This window comes from Micromonospora sp. NPDC047730 (assembly GCF_043204765.1).
GTDB lineage: Bacteria > Actinomycetota > Actinomycetes > Mycobacteriales > Micromonosporaceae > Micromonospora.
In genome coordinates this window covers 184,337-202,570 of sequence record NZ_JBIDCU010000001.1, presented here as the reverse complement: position 1 = coordinate 202,570, position 18,234 = coordinate 184,337, and the positions used below count along the sequence as shown (strand labels likewise).

Annotated in this window: 14 protein-coding genes; 2 read left to right on the top strand and 12 right to left on the bottom strand. The window is 73.8% G+C overall.

Features of this window, described 5'->3' with window-relative positions:
* Positions 1-66 precede the first annotated feature (66 nt).
* The 6 genes from ACGF5G_RS00875 to tmk all read right to left on the bottom strand — a co-directional run bounded on the left by ACGF5G_RS00875 (position 67) and on the right by tmk (position 6,099).
* Positions 67-906 carry a stage 0 sporulation family protein gene (locus tag ACGF5G_RS00875; protein ID WP_393257589.1) on the bottom strand — a complete coding sequence of 280 codons (840 nt, stop codon included), beginning with the start codon at positions 904-906 and terminating at the stop codon, positions 67-69.
* Between the two features lie 336 nt (positions 907-1,242).
* Complete coding sequence (locus ACGF5G_RS00870) at positions 1,243-1,929, bottom strand: hypothetical protein (protein ID WP_393257586.1); 687 nt, start codon at positions 1,927-1,929, stop codon at positions 1,243-1,245.
* Positions 1,929-2,234: a hypothetical protein gene (locus ACGF5G_RS00865; RefSeq protein ID WP_393257584.1), complete on the bottom strand. Its 306-nt coding sequence runs from the start codon at positions 2,232-2,234 to the stop codon at positions 1,929-1,931. Before ACGF5G_RS00865 ends, ACGF5G_RS00870 begins: the two co-directional genes overlap by 1 nt.
* Before the next feature lies 1 nt (position 2,235).
* Positions 2,236-2,565: a YbaB/EbfC family nucleoid-associated protein gene (locus ACGF5G_RS00860; protein ID WP_393257582.1), complete on the bottom strand. Its 330-nt coding sequence runs from the start codon at positions 2,563-2,565 to the stop codon at positions 2,236-2,238.
* Positions 2,566-2,710: 145 nt separating this feature from the next.
* Positions 2,711-4,000, bottom strand: a complete 1,290-nt coding sequence (locus ACGF5G_RS00855; RefSeq protein ID WP_393257579.1) for a DNA polymerase III subunit delta' — start codon at positions 3,998-4,000, stop codon at positions 2,711-2,713.
* The gene (tmk, locus tag ACGF5G_RS00850; RefSeq protein ID WP_393259170.1) at positions 4,000-6,099 is read right to left on the bottom strand and encodes a dTMP kinase; all 2,100 of its coding nucleotides are present in this window, start codon (positions 6,097-6,099) and stop codon (positions 4,000-4,002) included. Before tmk ends, ACGF5G_RS00855 begins: the two co-directional genes overlap by 1 nt.
* Before the next feature lie 299 nt (positions 6,100-6,398).
* On the opposite strand from tmk, the gene ACGF5G_RS00845 reads away from it, so the two are divergent.
* Entirely contained in the window at positions 6,399-7,607 is a 1,209-nt protein-coding gene (locus ACGF5G_RS00845; protein ID WP_393257577.1) for an amino acid deaminase/aldolase, read from the top strand.
* Positions 7,608-7,872: 265 nt separating this feature from the next.
* Here ACGF5G_RS00845 and ACGF5G_RS00840 read toward each other — a convergent pair whose 3' ends face one another.
* A complete protein-coding gene (locus ACGF5G_RS00840; RefSeq protein WP_393259168.1) occupies positions 7,873-8,448 on the bottom strand; it encodes a TetR family transcriptional regulator in 576 nt (191 codons plus the stop codon).
* 225 nt (positions 8,449-8,673) lie between these two features.
* Here ACGF5G_RS00840 and ACGF5G_RS00835 point away from each other — a divergent pair, with 225 nt between their 5' ends.
* Positions 8,674-9,987, top strand: coding sequence for a D-arabinono-1,4-lactone oxidase (locus ACGF5G_RS00835; RefSeq protein ID WP_393257575.1), 1,314 nt, complete (start codon positions 8,674-8,676; stop codon positions 9,985-9,987).
* A 91-nt stretch (positions 9,988-10,078) separates the two neighbouring features.
* Here the strand turns inward: ACGF5G_RS00835 and ACGF5G_RS00830 are convergent, their stop codons facing one another.
* The 5 genes from ACGF5G_RS00830 to ACGF5G_RS00810 form a co-directional block, all read right to left on the bottom strand.
* Positions 10,079-10,594 (bottom strand): endonuclease domain-containing protein, encoded by a 516-nt coding sequence (locus ACGF5G_RS00830; RefSeq protein ID WP_393257573.1) that lies wholly within the window; start codon positions 10,592-10,594, stop codon positions 10,079-10,081.
* Between the two features lie 561 nt (positions 10,595-11,155).
* Positions 11,156-13,999 (bottom strand): type I DNA topoisomerase, encoded by a 2,844-nt coding sequence (gene topA / locus ACGF5G_RS00825; RefSeq protein ID WP_393257570.1) that lies wholly within the window; start codon positions 13,997-13,999, stop codon positions 11,156-11,158.
* A 355-nt stretch (positions 14,000-14,354) separates the two neighbouring features.
* On the bottom strand, positions 14,355-15,062 hold the full coding sequence (locus tag ACGF5G_RS00820; protein ID WP_393259166.1) for a hypothetical protein: 708 nt from the start codon (positions 15,060-15,062) through the stop codon (positions 14,355-14,357).
* The gene (locus ACGF5G_RS00815) at positions 15,059-15,601 is read right to left on the bottom strand and encodes a hypothetical protein (protein WP_393257568.1); all 543 of its coding nucleotides are present in this window, start codon (positions 15,599-15,601) and stop codon (positions 15,059-15,061) included. Before ACGF5G_RS00815 ends, ACGF5G_RS00820 begins: the two co-directional genes overlap by 4 nt.
* Positions 15,602-15,714: 113 nt before the next feature.
* Positions 15,715-18,069, bottom strand: coding sequence for a sodium-translocating pyrophosphatase (locus ACGF5G_RS00810; RefSeq protein ID WP_393257566.1), 2,355 nt, complete (start codon positions 18,067-18,069; stop codon positions 15,715-15,717).
* Positions 18,070-18,234 lie beyond the last annotated feature (165 nt).

The following is an 18,234-nucleotide window of genomic DNA, read 5'->3' as shown; positions in this document are numbered from 1 at the left end:
CAACTTCATGATCAACCGAGCGGGGCGCATGGGGAGAGGGGGCGGGGGCGGGGGGCGGGGCGGGGGTTAGGGGTTGTAGTGCTGGTCGTGGGCCTGGCGGGGGCCGCAGACCGAGGCGCGGGAGCAGGAGCAGCGGGAGCCGTCGGCGTCCAGGCGGACCGTGACGGAGTCGCGCGGGACGCTGTGGCCGACCACCCGGCCGTCGCCCTCCGGCGTCGACACCCGCGCGCCGATCGCCGGGGCGGATTCCTGGAACCGCTGGTAAAGAGGATGCTCGTACTTGAGGCAGCACATCAGCCGACCGCACGCGCCGGAGATGCGCAGCGGGTTGAGCGGCAGGTCCTGCTCCTTGGCCATCCGGATGGTCACCGGCTCGAAGTCGGTGAGGAAGGTGGCGCAGCAGAGGTCGCGGCCGCAGGAGCCGATGCCGCCCTGCACCCGCGCCGAGTCCCGGGCGGAGAGCTGGCGCAGCTCGACCCGGCAGTGCAGGGTGGCCCCCAGGTCGCGGACCAGCGAGCGGAAGTCCACCCGGTGCGGGGCGGTGAAGTAGATGGTGCTCCGCTCGCCGCTCCCCTCGCCGGAGCCGAGCACGTGGTCGACCGCCACCACCTTCATCGGCAGGCCGTGCTCCCGGATCAGCCGCTTCGCCGCGACCTTCGCCTCGGCCTTGCGCCGGCGCACCGCCTCGTCGCGGCGCAGGTCCTCGTCCTGCGCCAGCCCGGCCAGCCGGGGGAAGCCCGCCGTGTCCTCGGAGACCCACTGCGCGGCCCAGACACACTCGGCCACCTCGGGCCCGTCGTCGGTCGGCACCAGCACCTTGTCGCCGACCTGCGGGCGCAGCTCGCCCGGGTCGAGGTAGTAGAGGCGCCCGTACCGCTGGAAGCTGACCGCGCAGAGCATGCCCATGCCCTTCACCCTACGACGGCCGAGCGGCTGCGGCCGGGCCGGCCGTCGCCGCCCGACTACGCCGTGCAGCGATCCACAGTGGTCGAATCGACCGATCCGCAGGCCACCCCGTCGTGCCGTCCCCCCTCGCCCGGACGGTTGATTCCGCTGCCCCGTACGGGACAAACGAGCACCGGAGGCGTTGAGTGGAGGCAGACCTGCGGGGGGTGCAGGGGGAAAGGCCACGGCGTCGCCGCCGGAGCCCGGCGGACCGGGCCCTGGGCGCGACGCCGTGCGCCGTGCCGGGGTCCGTCACGGAAACGCCGGGCGCGCCACCCGGACGGGGGCGGTCGGGAACTACCAGCCGACCCGGGTGGGGGCGTCGTAGCGGGGACGGTCGGTCACCGGCTCCCACCAGCGGGACTCGGCCAGGCTCGGCCCCCACTGGCGCAGCAGCGTCTCCGCCCCGTCGTACGCGACGCAGAGCACCGCCAACACCCGCGCGGCGATCTCGGCGGCCTCGGTCCCGCCCGGCCCGGCCGGCCCCTGGTGCACCGGTCCGCCGCCCGGCACCGAGGTCGCCGCGACCACGGCCACCGCCTCGGCGGAGCGCAGCACGTCGGCCAGCGCCCGGGCCAGCGCCAGCCGGCTGCCCTCCACCCAGTCGGCGAGCGCGTCGGCGTAACCGGCGGTCGACTCCAGCCGCCCGACCAGGCTCTCCGGCCCCTCGTCGAGATGGCGCAGCAGGGCCGCCCGGGACTGCCCGTAGGCCGACGCTGCCGGACCGGACCAGAGCACCGGATCGGCCAGCGCGGCGGAGGCGGCGTCGTAGCCCCGGACGAGCCGGCGCGCCGCGTGGCCGGCGCCCGCCAGCGGCGCCGGGTGCAGGTCGAGGAAGTTCCGGACCGCCTCGCCGGGGAGCACCTGCATGCGGCGCAGCAGCGGCCAGACGCGGTGGCCCTCGGGCGCCCCGGCGGCGAGCAGCGTGTCGACCCGGCCCAGCAGGTCGAGCCCGGGCTCGGCGAGCCGGTCCAGCGTGTCCATCACGCCTCCCCGGTCAGCCGGTGGCGGGCGGCGCGGTCGGCGTCGGCGTAGTGGTCGGCGGCGGCCCGCACCGCCGCCGCCGCGGCCGCCAGCCGCTGCGCCACGGCGTGCGCCTCCCGGGCCCGGTCGCCGGTGGCCGCGATCCACTGCCGGTGCAGGGCCCGCCCGATCTCGCCGGGCCGGCCGGGGGCGTCGACGCCGAACGCGGCCTGCGGCGGGTCGCCGGCGGTGACCGTGCGGGACACGGCCGTCATGGTCTCGCTCGCCTGGTCGAGCCGGGCGGCGAGGGCGTGCAGGGTGTCCATGTCAGGCTCCCGCCAGCGGACGGTAGGCGGCGAAGGTCTCGTTGTGCAGCTTCTCCCGGGCCCACTGGGCGGCATCCGCCGCCGCGGTGACCGCGGCCTGCACCGAGCCGGCGACGTCCCGGGGGCTGCGGGTGTGCAGCGGGCCGAGGAACCGGACGTCGGTGATCCGCCCGCCGGCGGTGACCACCACCTCGACCAGCCCGTCGGGCGACCGGACGGTGACCTCGACGGTCGCCACCGCCCGTTCGAACTCGGCCTGGAGGGACTCGATCCGGCGGTAACGCCGCACCGCCTCCTCGATCCAGGCCTCGTCGATCTCCCCCCGCGACATCGGCGGACTCCTCCCGGACAGCCATCACTGAGCGTGCCGCCACCGTCACGGCACACCGGACCGTACCGCACAGCAATTGCGGCTGTCGATGCCTGTGGACAACCGACGCGGCCGGCGGAATCCGGCCCGCTCGGAACGGGGCGGGTCAGCCCTTCCAGAGCGCGAGCATCATCGCCTCGACGGCGATCCGGGGCTTGACGTTCGCCTCGATCGCCGCCCGGCACTCCAGCACCGCCTCCAGGCGGCGCAGCGCCCCCTCGGCGTCCCACTTCTGCGCGCCCGCCCCGGCCAGCGCGGCGGTGTCGGTGTGCACCGGCGCCACGGGGGCGCGCAGCGCCATGGTGAGCGCGTCCCGGTAGAAGCCGGCCAGGTCGACCAGGGCGCGGTCGAGCGCGTCCCGCTGCGCCCGGGTGGCCCGCGACTTCTGCCGCTTCTCCAGGTCCTTGAGCTGGCCGGCGGCGCCCCGGATCGCGCCGGCCGCGCCCCGCCCGGTGCCGCCGGCACCGAGTGCCGTCTCCAGCGCCGCCCGCTCGGTCGCGTCGGTCTCCGCCACCGACGCCGCCGCCTCCGCCTCCGCCGCCTCGATGAGCGCCGACGCCGCGTCGAACGCGGCCCCCACGCCGGTCAGCCGGCGCGGCACCGCGAGCACCGCCTCCCGGCGGGTGCGCGCCTCCGGGTCGCGGGCCAGGCGGCGGGCCCGGCCCACGTGCCCCTGCGCGGCCGCCGCCGCCCACTGCGCCACGTCGGGCGCCACGCCGTCCCGGCGGGCCAACACCTCGGCCACCGCCTCGGCCGCCGGCTGCCGCAGCGGTACGACCCGACAGCGCGACCGGATGGTCACCGAGATGTCGTCCGGGTGGGTGGACGGGGCACAGAGCAGGAAGACCGTACGCGGCGGTGGCTCCTCGATGGCCTTGAGCAGCGCGTTGCCGGCGGCCTCCGTGAGCCGGTCCGCGTCCTCGATGATCACCACCTGCCACCGCCCGCCCGACGGGGTGCTGGCGGCGCGCAGCACCAGCGCCCGCATCTCGTTGACGCCGATGGAGAGCCCCTCCGGCACCACCAGCCGGACGTCGGCGTGCGTGCCGGCCATGGTGGTGTGGCAGCCGGGGCACTGGCCGCAGCCGGTGCCGTACGCGCACTGCAGGGCGGCGGCGAAGGCCCGGGCCGCCACCGACCGGCCCGACCCGGGCGGCCCGGTGAAGATCCAGGCGTGCGTCATCCCCGCCCCGGGATCGACGGCGGCACCCGCCCCCGCGCCCCCGGCACCCGTGCCCTCGGCCTCCTCGGCGAGCGCGTCGAACTCGTCCCCGGCGGCGGCGGTCGTGGGCGGGACGACGGCGGCGCGCAGCACGGCCGCCGCCGAGGCGGCGGCGCGGCGCAGCGTGTCGACCGCCTCGTCCTGCCCGACCAGGTCGGCGAAGACGTCCGGCATCAGGTCCGATGCTCCATCGTCACCAGCTCCGATTCGGATAACTCCGGCTGCACCGAGGTGTCCGGCCCCTGGGCGGGGCGCGGGTGCACGATGCCGCCGGGGGCGCCCAGCATCTCCTCGACCCGCCGGGCCACCTGCTCGGCGATCTCCTCGACCGGGCGGGACGCGTCGAGCACCAGGTAGCGCTTCGGGTCGGCGGCGGCGAGGTCGAGGAAGGCGTACCGGACCCGCTCGTGGAAGGCGACCGACTCGGCCTCCACGTGGTCGGCCGCCTCGGCGCGGGACGCCACCCGGGACAGGCCGGTGTGCGGGTCGACGTCGAGCAGCACCACGAGGTCGGGCTTGAGCCCGCCGGTGGCCCAGGAGGACAGCCAGGAGACCTCGTCGACGGGGAGCGTCCGCCCCGCCCCCTGGTACGCCAGGGACGAGTCGACGTACCGGTCGCTGATCACCACCGCGCCGCGGACGAGCGCCGGCCGGACGACGGTGGCCACGTGGTGCGCCCGGTCGGCGGCGTAGAGCAGCGCCTCGGCGCGCGGCGACGGTACGTCGGACCCGGGCGCGCCGAGCAGCAGCGACCGGATCCGCTCGCCGACGGCGGTGGCGCCCGGCTCGCGGGTGACCACCACGTCGCGCCCCTGCCCGCCCAGCCGCTCGGCGAGCGCGGCGAGCTGGGTGGACTTGCCGGCGCCCTCGCCGCCCTCGAAGACCACGAAGAGGCCGGCGGAGACGAACGATTCGGCGGGCATCAGCGGGCGACCCCGGACGGAGCCCCAGAGGTCGGCCAGGACGGGGACGCCCTTCTTGTCGTCCATCTGCCCGAACGCGCTGATCCCGGCGAAGATGCCGGCGGCACCGGCGGCGAGCAGCAGCAGTCGGGTGGACGAGATCGAGACGCCCAGGTCGGCCAGTTCCAGCCGGCGCGAGCCGCCGACGCCGGCGAGCAGGCTGCTGAGGCCGATCGCGAGGATCAGCACCAGCCGGGTGCCGATCTGCACCACCGCGAAGACCCGGCCCCGCACCTCGTCGGCGATCTCCCCGCCGAGCAGGGTGGTGCCGGAGAGGAACGCCATCCCGGCGCCCGCGCCGACCAGGACCGCGCCGACCATCGCCATGGACAGGTGGATGGCGAAGGCCAGGGCCATCACCGACGCGCTGGCCAGCACGATGCTCATGCCGAACCAGCGCCGCCGGGACATGTCCTTGACGATCATCGGGCCGAGCCCGATGCCGAGCGCGAGGCCGATGAAGATGGCTCCGAAGAGCAGGTAGAAGGCGGCGTCGCCGGCGCCGAGCGAGGTGGCGAAGAACTTGGCGGTGCCGATCACGATGCCGCCGCCGGCGAACGCGCCGAAGATGCCGAGCACCAGGCCGCGGACCAGCGGGGTCTGGCCGATGTAGCGCCAGCCCTCCTTGAACTGGCGCAGCATGCCCTGCTCCGCGCCGCTCCGCTCCGCGGCCTGCCCCTGGCTGATCTCCTTGATGCCGTACGCCACCACCAGCGCGGTGGCCAGCCGGGAGAACGCGTTGAACCAGAGCGCCAGATCGGCCGGCTCCGCCCAGTTGGGCGTCGAGCCCCCGGTGGCCGCCCGCACGATGCCGTCGAGCGCGGCGAGGATCAGCGCGGCGAGGACCGGCGTGAGGCCGTACGTGGTGATCAGCGTGAGCTGGTTGGCGGCCTCCAACCGGGCGCGCGGGATCAGGTTGGGGACCGCGGCCTCCTTGGCCGGGATCCACAGCAGCGTGAGCGACTCGATCAGGAAGGTGGCGATCGCCGCCCAGGCGACCACCGCCCCGCCGGGGGCGCCGAGCAGCGCGGCCAGCGGGATCGAGGCGAAGAGCAGGAACCGCAGGATGTCGCAGATGACCATCGTCCAGCGCCGGTCGAAGCGGTCGGCCAGCACGCCGGCAACCGGGCCGAGCACCAGCGCCGGCAGCAGCCGGATGGCGATGACGCCACCGAACGCGGCGCCCTGGGCGGTGCTCCCCTCGACCTGGGAGGCGGCGAAGACCGACGTGGCGAGCAGGCCGAACCAGTCGCCGAACGACGCCGCGCCGAGCACGATCCAGAGCCGGCGGAACGGCGTGATCCGCAGCACCGACCGGATGCCGGCGTAGCCGGACAGGTCGGCAACGGGCTGGTCGGCGGTGCCGCCGGGCTTGTTCGATGACGGCGACACGCCGGGCGACTCGCCGTTGAACTGGCTTTCGATGGCCGTACCTCCACGTGCCGGCCCATCGCTGGGCAGTCCCGGTGGAACACTCTAGACCCGGTGGGGGACCTTCCCCGCCGCGACATTCTCCTGCTCGCCGAGCCTAGGCCGCCGCGGCCACCGCCGTCAGCCCGGACAGACGCGAGGGTATTTCATATTCACTCCCAGACAGTTAGCGTGCAGACGTGGCCACCGAAAGCGACAGACTCCGTGAGCGGCTCGACCGGGCGACCGCACACCTCGACCCGCCGTACGCCGTGGTCGACCTCGCCACCTTCGACGACAACGCCGACTCGCTGGCCGGCCGCGCCGGTGGCAAGCCGGTCCGTGTCGCCAGCAAGTCGGTCCGCGCCCGGGAGCTGATCGGCCGGGCGCTGGGACGGCCGGGCTGGCACGGCGTGATGGCCTTCACCCTGCCCGAGGCGATCTGGCTGGTCCGCGCCGGCGTGACCGACGACGCGCTGGTGGCGTACCCCACCGTCGACCGGCGAGCGCTCGCCGAGCTCGCCGCCGACCCGGCGCTCGCCGCCGCCGTCACGCTGATGGTCGACGGCACCGACCAACTCGACCTCGTCGACGCCGTGCGCGCCCCCGGCGGGCGTCCCGAGCTGCGGGTCTGCCTCGACCTGGACGCCTCCTGGCGACCGCTGGGCGGGCGGGTGCACATCGGGGTGCGCCGCTCGCCGGTGCACAGCGCCCGGGCGGCCGGCGCGCTCGCCGCCACCGTCGCGGGCCGCGCCGGCTTCCGGCTCGTCGGGCTGATGTCGTACGAGGCGCAGATCGCCGGCCTCGGGGACGCGCCGCCCGGGCGGGCGGTGCTCGGCTCCGCGATCCGGCTGGCCCAGCGCGGGTCGTACCGCGAGTTGCTGGCCCGCCGGGCCGCAGCGGTGGCCGCCGTACGCGAACACGCCGACCTGGAGTTCGTCAACGGCGGCGGCACCGGCAGCGTGGCCGCGACCAGCGCCGATCCCGCGGTCACCGAGGTCACCGCGGGATCGGGCCTGTACGGGCCGACGCTGTTCGACGCCTACCGCGCCTGGCGCCCCACCCCGGCGGCGTTCTTCGCCTGCGCGGTGGTCCGCCGCCCGGCGCCCGGCCTGGCCACCGTGCTCGGCGGCGGCTGGGTCGCCTCCGGCCCGGCGGAGAACAGCCGGCTGCCCCGCCCGTGGCTGCCCGGCGGGCTGAAGCTGGTCGGCACCGAGGGGGCCGGCGAGGTGCAGACCCCGCTGGCCGGCGCGGCGGCCGCCACCCTGCGGGTCGGCGACCGGGTCTGGTTCCGGCACGCGAAGGCCGGCGAGCTGTGCGAGCACGTCAACGAGCTGCACCTGGTCGAGGGGGATGCGGTCGTGGCCACCGTGCCCACCTACCGGGGCGAGGGCCACGCCTTCCTCTGAGACTCACCGACCCGGCGCACCCCGGGCCGTCCTGCCGCTTTCCGCCGCCCGGCGCACCCCGGCCGTCGTGCCCCGCCCACCGGCCGGCGCACCCCGGCCGTTCCGTCTTTCCGCACCTGTCGCCCGGCGCACCCCCGGGTACGTCCTACGCACCGTGTCGTCCCGCGCCCCGCTTCGCGCCCGGCGCACCCCGGGCCTTCGCGTCCGGAACCGCCACCCACGCACCCGGGCCGGCGATCCGGGTCAACCCGGCCGGCGATCCGGGTCAGCCGGGCTGACCGGCGTCGGCCGGGGCGTCGACCTGCCGGTGCAGGTAATCCCGGATCAGCGCCTTCGCCTCGGCCAGCACCCGCTCGTCACCCTCCGGCTGCCGACGGAACGCCAGCTTGATCAGCGCGTCGGCCGTCTCCACGGCGACCTCCAGGTGGAACCGGAGGTCGGGGACGTCGGTCAGGCCGAAGCGCTCGCCGAGCACGCGGGCCAACTGGTCCGCGATCACCCCGTTGTTGTCCCGCTGCTCATCGAGCAGGTGCAGGTCGACCACGTCGCCGAAGTGCAGGGTACGGAATCCCGGGACGGTGCGGTGCATCGTGATGTACTCGTCGATCCCCGCGTCGACCCCGTCCCACCAGTGGGTCAGGTCGTCGGAGGCGAAACGCTCGTCGAGCCGCTGGAGGTAGGACTCCATCGTGCGCAGGGTGAGCGCCTGCACGATCGCCCGCTTGTCCGGGAAGAACTGGTACACCGACCCGATCGCCACCTCGGCACGCTCGGCGAGCAGGGTCGTGGTGAGCCCCTCGTACCCCACCTCGTCGACGAGTTCGGCGCAGGCGTCCAGCATCCGCTGGACCCGAGCGACACTTCGACCCTGCACCGGTACGCGGCGCAGCGGCCCGGCTGTGGCGGCTGGTGTGGACACTCGGCGCCACCCCCCTTCGACGGATGAACATATCTGCACGTCACGAGTTCGTGACTACCGGTACAACGAGCAAGACTCGATTGCGGTATTTACCTGCGACAACGTTCCTGATATGAAGTCAGTTCACATTCATGTCGAGGAGTGTGCATGGCCGGCACCGCAGCGTCCACCGCCGCCTGGTCCAACTGGGCCGGCAACCAGCGCGCCACCGCCACCGCCATCCTGCGCCCCACCTCTCTCTCCGACGTCACCGATGCCATCCGCGCCGCCGCGACGGCCGGAGACCGGATCCGGGTGGTCGGCAGCGGCCACTCCTTCACCGGCGTCGCGGTCGCCGACGGACGGCGGATGGAACTGACCGCACTGGACACCGGCGTACGCGTCGACGTCGACCGTCGACTGGTCACCGTACCGGCCGGGATCACCCTGTGCGCGCTCAACGACCTGCTCGCCGCGCACGGTCTCGCGCTGCCCAACCTTGGCGACATCGACGCGCAGACCATCGCCGGAGCGATCTCCACCGGCACCCACGGCACCGGTGCCGCGTACGGCTGCCTGTCGACGTTCGTCGAGGCGCTCACCCTCGTCACCGGCACCGGCGAGGTGCTGCGCTGCTCCGCCGACGAGAACCCCGACGTCTTCGCCGCCGCCCGCGTCTCCCTGGGCGCCCTCGGCGTGCTGGTCGAGGTCACCCTGCGCTGCGTGGACGCCTTCGTGCTGCACGCGCACGAGCGGCCGGCGCCGCTGGACGCCGTGCTGGCCGACCTGCCGACGCTGGTCGAGGGGCACGACCACGCGGAGTTCTACTGGTTCCCGTACACCGACCGGGTGCAGGTCAAGACCAACGACCGGGTGCCCGTCGACGACCGGCCGCTGCCCCGGTGGCGCGGGTGGCTGGACGACGACTTCCTCTCCAACACCGTCTTCGAGGGCGCCTGCCGGCTCGGCCGCGCCGTGCCGGCGCTCGCGCCGAAGATCAGCGCGGTCTCCGCGCGGGCGCTCACCGAACGCCACTACACGGGCCGCTCCGACAGGGTGTTCTGCACCCCGCGCCGGGTCCGCTTCGTGGAGATGGAGTACGGGCTGCCGCGCGAGGCGCTCGGCGAGGCGCTCGGCGCGCTCCGGCGGATCGTGGACGGCCTGCCCTTCAAGGTGCTCTTCCCCGTGGAGGTGCGGTTCACCGCCGCCGACGACATCTGGCTCTCCCACGGGTACGGGCGCGAGTCGGCGTACGTGGCGATCCACCAGTACGTCGGCATGCCGTACGAGCCGTACTTCCGCGCGTTCGAGCAGGTCGCGGAGGGGTTGGGCGGTCGCCCGCACTGGGGCAAGCTGCACTGGCGGGACGCCGGCTCGCTGGCCCCCGCGTACCCCCGCTTCCCGGACTTCCTGGCAGTACGCGACCGCCTGGACCCCGACCGCCTCTTCACCAACCCACACCTCACCCGAATCCTCGGCTGAGCTGAGCTGAGTTGAGCGGCTGCGGGGAGGATCTTGGAAGGCGATGGCCCCTCCAGGGGCCGACGACTTCCAAGATCTCAAGGGGCGTTCTTCATCCCGGCCAGCCCGCCCTGCGGAGTGCTGCGCGGAGTTGGGCGATGACCTCGGCGGGGTGGGCACGAAGGGCCCAGGACGGGAAGCGGAGGACGCGGTCTCCCTCGACCCAAAGGTCGTTCTGTCGACGCATGTCAGCCCAGGCGGCACGCGGGTCGAGATGCTGACCACCGTCGATCTCGACGTGGACCCTCCACTCCTCGAAGTACGCGTCGAGGTAGCGGCGTCGCCCGCTGGCGTCACGCCGGATCATCTGCCGGATCGGTTCGGGCAGCCCTGCACGGCGCACCAGGCCGAGGAAGTCCAGCTCGGCCAGGGAATGCGCACCGCCGGCCGCGTCGGTGGCGACGCCCAGGATCAGCTTCCGGCGACGCAGTCGGGGCATCCGGTCGAGGACCTCGCGCAGGTCCTCGCCGCGCACGATCCGTTGCTGGAAGCCTGCCGCGACAATCGCCCGGGCCTCCGCGTCGGTGCCCGCCCACTGCGCCGCGTCCACGATCGAACGGGCCGGCATGGTCCGACGCGGCTGCCCGACCGCAAGCACGTCCCGCTCAGGCAGATGGGTCGTCCGGTGCACCGTTACACCCTGCGGAGGGTCCCGCCGTCGGGCGGCCGGTAGCAGGAGATGGATGGGCCGGCCGGGAAAGCCGTGCAGCCCTCCCGCCTGGGCGGCGGTCAGCCCCCCGAGCAGCGCGCCCGGCCCGGCGGCCAGTACTGCGATCCACCGGAGCTGTGCGGGGCCGATCGGCCCGTTGTGGGCGACGAAGACAGCGCGGTGAACCTGTCGCCACCGCCCGGTGCCTGAGCGCCTTTCGGGACAGGTGTCGTAGCGCCTGGTCGAGGCTGACTACCTCGTCCTGCCGGAAGAGCAAGCAGGTCAGGTCGTCGGCGTCGTTCCCCGGCACCGGCCGGGTCAACGCCGCGAGCGAGGCTCTTGAACTCACGCCCCCACCATGCCTGTCCGGCACCGGTGTCAGCTGCCCCTGTGGACAACGTCAAGATCTTGGAAAGCGGCGGCCCCTGGCGGGGCCGCCGCTTTCCAAGATCCTTACCGTCAGTGGCCCGACGGGGCAGGTCAGTCGGCGGTGGTGGTGGCCTTCCGGGGGGCCGCCTTCTTGGCCGGGGCCTTCTTCGCCGGAGTGGCCTTGGCCGTCGTCGTGCTCTTGGCGGCCGTGGACTTGGTCGCCGCGGCCGTCTTCTTCGTCGCCGTCGCCTTCGTCGCCGCGGCCTTCTTGGCGGGCGCCTTCTTCGCGGCGGCCTTCTTCTTCGGCGCCGGGCCCTTCGCGCGCTTCTCGGCGAGCATCTCGGAGGCCTCCTCGATGCTCAGCGCCTCCGGGGTCTGGCCCCGGCGCAGCGACGCGTTGGTCTCCCCGTCCGTGACGTACGGGCCGAACCGGCCGTCCTTGATGACCAGCGGCTTCTCGGTCAGCGGGTCGACGCCCATCTCCCGCAGGGGCGGCGCGGCGGCGCGGCGCTGGCGGGTCTTCGGGGCGGCCAGCAGGGCCAGCGCCTCGTCCAGCGTGACGCTGAACATCCTGTCCTCGGAGTCCAGCGAGCGGAACTCGTCGCCGCGCTTGACGTACGGGCCGTAGCGGCCGTTGTTCGCGAAGACCTCGACGCCGTCCGGGGCCACGCCGACCAGCCGGGGCAGGCTGAGCAGCTTCAGCGCCTCGTCGAGGGTGAGCGAGTCCGGCGACTGCGAGCGCAGCAGCGACGACTTGCGCTCGCCGCTGGCCACGTACGGGCCGAAGCGACCCGACTTGAGCAGGATCGGCTCGCCGGTGGCCGGGTCGTCGCCGAGCTTCCGCTCGCCCCCGCCCCCGAGGAACAGCTCGTGCACCTTCTCCGGGGTCAGCTCGTCCGGCGCCAGCCCCTCGGGGATCGGCGCCCGGTCGCCCTGGCCGCCGCCCTCCTCGCCCTCCGCGGCGGGCGCCGGCTGCTCGCCCGGCACCGCCCGCTGGAGGTACGGGCCGTAGCGGCCGACCCGGACGACGACCTCGCGGCCGTCGTCGTCGGTGAACAGCGGGATCGAGTTGACGCTGCGCGCGTCGATCTCGCTGAGGTTCTCGGTGACCAGCTTCTTCAGGCCGCCGGAGCGGGCGATGTCCCGGTCGCCGGCGCCGTTGGCGCTGCCGAAGTAGAACGCGGTGAGGAAGTCGACCGCCGCGTGGTCGCCGCCGGCGATCTCGTCCAGCTCGTTCTCCATGCTGGCCGTGAAGTCGTAGTCGACCAGGCGCGGGTAGTGCCGCTCCAGCAGGCCGATCACGGCGAACGCCAGGAACGACGGGATCATCGCCTGGCCGCGCTTGAAGACGTACCCGCGGTCCTGGATGGTCTGCATGATCGACGCGTACGTCGAGGGACGGCCGATGCCCAGCTCTTCGAGGGCCTTGACCAGCGACGCCTCCGTGTAGCGCGACGGTGGCTGGGTGTGGTGGCCCTGCGCGGCCAGCTCGTCGGCGGTGAGCGGCTGATCCTTGACGAGGGTGGGCAGCCGGCGCTCGGCGTCCTCGGCCTCGGCGTTCTCGTCGTCGCTCGACTCGACGTACGCGCGCAGGAAGCCCGGGTCCGTGATGGTCTTGCCGGTGGCGCCGAAGTCGGCCTCCTCCTGCGCCGAGGAGACGGCGCGGATGCGCACCGAGACGCTGGAGCCGACGGCGTCGGTCATCTGCGAGGCGATGGTGCGCCGCCAGATCAACTCGTAGAGCTTGAACTCCTCGGCCGACAACTCCTTGGCCACGTCGCCCGGGGTGCGGAAGTTGTCCCCCGCCGGGCGGATCGCCTCGTGCGCCTCCTGCGCGTTCTTCACCTTGCCGGTGTAGCGGCGCGGCTCCGGCGGCACGCTGCGCTCGCCGTACAGCTCGACGATCTGCCGGCGGGCCGCCGCGATGGCGGTCTCCGACAGGTTCACCGAGTCGGTACGCATGTAGGTGATGTAGCCGTTCTCGTAGAGGCGCTGCGCGGTGCGCATCGTCTGCTGCGACGAGAACCGCAGCTTGCGGGCCGCCTCCTGCTGGAGGGTGGAGGTGATGAACGGCGCGTACGGGCGACGCCGGTAGGGCTTCTCCTCGACGCGGGTGACGGTGAACGGCCGGCCCTCCAGGCGGGCCGCGAGCCCCCGGGCCCCGCCCTCGTCCAGGTGCACCACCCCGGCGCCGGGCTTCACGCGACCCGTGGTCGGCTCGAAGTCCTTGCCGGTGGCGATGCGGTCGCCGTTCAGCGCGACCAGGGTGGCGTTGAAGTTGCGCGGCCCCTCGCCGGCGTTCGCCACGGCGAGGGTGGCCAGGATGTCCCAGTATTCCGCCGTGCGGAAGGCCATCCGCTGCCGTTCCCGCTCCACCACGATCCGGGTCGCCACGGACTGCACCCGGCCCGCCGAGAGCTTCGGCATGACCTTCTTCCACAGCACCGGGGAGACCTCGTAGCCGTAGAGCCGGTCGAGGATGCGCCGGGCCTCCTGGGCGTCGACCAGGTCCCGGTCGATCTCGCGGGGGTTGGCCACCGCCGCCTGGATCGCCGGCTTGGTGATCTCGTGGAAGACCATCCGCTTGACCGGCACCTTGGGCTTGAGGGTCTCCACCAGGTGCCAGGCGATCGCCTCGCCCTCGCGGTCCTCGTCCGTCGCCAGGAAGATCTCGTCGACCTCCTTGGCCAGCTTCACCAGCTTGCTGATCTGCTGCTTGCGGTCGGCGGAGACCACGTAGAGGGCGTGGAAGCCGTTGTCGACGTCCACCCCGAGCCGCGCCCACGGCTCGCCCTTGTACTTCGCCGGCACGTCGGCGGCGTTGCGTGGAAGGTCCCGGACGTGGCCGAAGCTGGCCTCCACGACGTATCCCGGGCCGAGGTAGCCCGAGATCGTCTTGGCCTTCGCCGGTGACTCGACGATGACCAGACGGGTGGTTCCAGCGTTGCTCGGCACGTTTCTCCCCGACCTCACTCCTGCTCGCAGCCGCGCGGTGCCCGGTTCGGGCCCGCTTCCGACCCGCCGACCCCCGGCGGCCCGGACGTCCAACGTAACGCGCCGCCCGCGTTTCGGGTTTCGCGGGCGGCAAACCGCCCCCGGCGGGGCGGCACCTTCTCTCCGGCGGCGCTGGCGGTGCCGGACGGCGCCACCGTACACCGTGCGTGTGCCGGGAGGCGGGACACTGTGACGATGGCGGACCGTCGGTCGAGGCGCCACCCGGCCGTTTTCCTGCGAATTTCCGCGTCCGGCTGTCCCGGATCGGACACCGGCGGGGCGGGGGTGGGCCGGGTCAGGGGCAGCCGGGGACGGGTCAGGAGTGGCCGGGCCAGGCCGTCGGCGGGGCGGCGGGCGGCGGGTCCCCGACCAGTTCGGCCAGGCGGGCGAGCCGGCGGCGGCCGGTGATCCGGTACGCCGGGCCGCCGTCGGCCGGCCCCAGGAGGGCCCCGGACAGGCCGACCGCGGCGAGCGCCCCGCCGACCGGCTCCCAGCACTCCTCGTCGGCCACGCCGAGCCGGAGCAGGTAGCCGGGCGGCTCGGCCACCCCCGCCGCGGCGAGCCAGAGCCGCAGCCGCCGGCCGTTGAGGTGGAACCCGGCGGGCGGACGCTTGCCGGAGCCCCGCAGCCAGGCCACCGCGAGCGGCTTCAGGGTGCGGGCGTACGAGGTGCGCACCGCGTGCCGCCCGTCGGCGGTCGCCTCCCAGGTGGCCGCCACCCCGCGCAGCGCCAGCTCGGCGACGAGCACGTGCACGCGCCAGGCGGCGTCCACCACCACCGAGAGGCGGGCCGTCCCGCCCATCCGGACCACCTCGCCCGGACCGGCCAGCAGCCCGGCGAGGTCGGCGAGGGACGGGTCCGCCGCCTCGGCGGCGAAGAACGGCAGTTGCCGGGCGGAGTCGTCGACGTCGCCCGGCGGGGGCGGGGCGGCGGCCCGGCGGGACGTCGGCGCCACCCGGTCCGGCTCGGGCGCCGGGAACAGCGCGGGCGGCGTCAGGCCGTCCGACTCACCGGTCCCGCTCAGCGACACTCCGGCACCTCGTCGAAGGCCCGTTTCAACTCCTCAGAGTTGAGTCGGCTGGTGTCGAGCGCGCTGGCGTCGTACTCCTTGTTCAGGGTGTCCACGGCGGCCCGGACGCCGTCGTAGAAGGCGGCGGGCTGGCCGGTGCTCAGCCCGTCGATGGTGTCGCGGGCCCGGCCGTACGCGTCGCGCATCTTCTCCAGGGACGCGCGGAAGCCGGCGGAGACCTCCGCACCGTGCTCGGCCTCCGGGATGCCGGCCTGCTCGACCTTGCGCCGGGCGGTCTCGCTGGCCTGCTCCGCGCCACCGAAGAGCCGCACCAGGTTCTCCTTCGCCTGCGCCGGGGTGGTCTGGGCGGTCATCTGCTGGTCGGTGCTGCTGGTCAGCTTGCTAATCTCGGCCCGCCACGGGGTGAGCGCCGAGCAGACCGACGCCGCCCACGCCTGCGGGCTGGGGCCGCCACCGCAGCCGGCGGCCACGAGGACGAGCGTGGCCAGGACCACCGTGAGCTTTCCGGCGGTTGCCGCCCGGCACGTGCGCATGCGAAGCAGCGTACGGCCTGTGTCGAGCCGGGGCACCGGTCAGGTTTACCGCGGCGGCACGGACGGTCCCCGGCCGGCCACGCGGGCCGACCGGGGACCGGACGCCGGACGGATCAGGCGTTGACCGTCTCCGGTCGCTGGTCCGGGCTGCCCGTGCCGGTGCCGGCACCGGAGTCCGACATCGCCACGCCCTTGCGCTTGCTGAACACCACCGCCGCGACGACGATCAGCGTCGCCACCACGGCGATGCCGACCCGCAGGGCGGTGTTCTTCTCGTCGCCCACGCTCCAGGCCACCACGGCCGGCGCGATCAGCAGCGAGACCAGGTTCATCACCTTGATCAGCGGGTTGATCGCCGGGCCGGCGGTGTCCTTGAACGGGTCGCCGACGGTGTCGCCGATGACGGTCGCGGCGTGCGACTCGGAGCCCTTGCCGCCGTACGCGCCGTCCTCGACGAGCTTCTTCGCGTTGTCCCAGGCGCCGCCCGAGTTGGCCAGGAAGACCGCCATCAGCGTGCCGGCCCCGATCGCCCCGGCCAGGTACGCCGCGAGCGCACCCGGCCCGAGGCCGAAGCCGACCGCGATCGGGGCGAGGATGGCGAGCAGGCCGGGAGTCATCAGCTCCCGCTGCGCGTCTCGCGTGCAGATGTCGACGACCTTGCCGTACTCGGGACGCTGGGTGCGGTCCATGATCCCGGGCAGCTCGCGGAACTGCCGGCGGACCTCCATCACGACCGCGCCGGCCGAGCGGGAGACCGCGTTGATGGCCAGCCCGGAGAAGAGGAAGACCACCGCCGCGCCGATGATCAGGCCGACCAGGTTGCGCGGGTTCGCCACGTTCAGCGAGTTGAGGATCTCGGCGCCGACGTCGCCCACCCCCGCGTCGGAGTACGCGGTGCGCAGCGTGTCGGTGTAGGAGCCGAAGAGCGCCGTCGCGGCGAGCACGGCCGTGGCGATCGCGATGCCCTTGGTGATCGCCTTGGTGGTGTTGCCGACCGCGTCCAGCTCGGTCAGCGTCCGGGCGCCGTGCTCGTCGATGTCGCCGGACATCTCCGCCACGCCCTGGGCGTTGTCGGAGATCGGGCCGAACGTGTCCATCGCGACGATCACACCGACCGTGGTGAGCAGGCCGGTGCCGGCCAGCGCCACGGCGAACAGCGAGAGCGTGATGGAGCTGCCGCCGAGCAGGAACGCGCCGAACACGCCGGCGCCGATCAGCAGCGCCGAGTAGACCGCCGACTCCAGGCCGACGCTGATGCCGGCGAGGATGACGGTGGCGGGGCCGGTCTGGGAGCTCTTGCCGATGTCCTGCACCGGGCGCCGGTCGGTCTCGGTGAAGTAGCCGGTCAGCGCCTGGATCGCGGCGGCCAGCACGATGCCGATGACGACCGCGCCGATGGCGACGACCCGCGGGTTCTCGTCGACGTCGGTGAGCCCGCCCTCCAGTTCGGCGAAGGTGGCCGGCAGGTACGCGTACGTGGCGACCGCGACCAGCACCGCGGAGAGCAGCGCGGAGATGTAGAAGGCCCGGTTGATCGCGGTCAGGCCGCTGCGGTCCGAGGCGCGCAGCCGGGTGATGAAGACGCCAACGATCGCGATGAGCACGCCGATGGTGGAGATGATCAGCGGGAAGACCAGGCCCTGCTCGCCGAAGGCGGCCCGACCGAGGATCAGCGCGGCGACCAGGGTCACGGCGTACGACTCGAAGAGGTCGGCGGCCATGCCGGCGCAGTCGCCGACGTTGTCGCCCACGTTGTCGGCGATGGTGGCGGCGTTGCGCGGGTCGTCCTCGGGGATGCCCTGCTCGACCTTGCCGACCAGGTCGGCGCCCACGTCGGCGGCCTTGGTGAAGATGCCGCCACCGACCCGCATGAACATGGCGAGCAGCGCCGCGCCGAAGCCGAAGCCCTCCAGCACCGTCGGCGCGTCGCCCCGGAAGAAGAGCACGACCAGCGCGGCGCCGAAGAGGCCGAGCCCGACGGTGAGGAAGCCGACGACGCCGCCGGTGCGGAAGGCGATCTTCATGGCGCCCTCGCGGCCGCCCTGCCGTTCCCGGGCGGCGGCGGCGACGCGCAGGTTGGCCCGGGTGGCCAGCCACATGCCGGCACCGCCGATGAACGCGCTGAACAGCGCGCCGACGACGAAGAAGGCGGAGCGCCCGATCTTCACCGCCGTCTCGCTGCCGTCGGTGTCGTGCACCGGCAGCAGGAAGAGCAGCACCACGGCGATGACCACGAAGATCGCCAGGGTGCGGAACTGCCGGAGCAGGTAGGCCGAGGCGCCCTCCTGGACCGCGCCGGAGATCTCCTGCATGTTGGTGGTGCCCTTGCCGGCAGCCAGTACGGCCTTCGTCAGTGCGGCGGCGAAGGCGAGCGCCACCAGCGCGATCACCGCGGCGATGACGACGTACGTGACGTTGTTTCCGGTGAGGGAGATCCCGCCGCCCTCGGCGGCCAAGGTGTCGGACATCTGTGTCCTCCTGTACCGAACGCTCGCGCCGGCCGGTGGAGACGCACCGACCCGGCGCCTGGATGCGGATTCGCAAGCGCGCGCCAACCCACCCCGGCGGATCAGCGATGACACCGTTCCCGCTGGTTGCGGGATGCGATCACTTGCTGACAACCCGCGTACTGT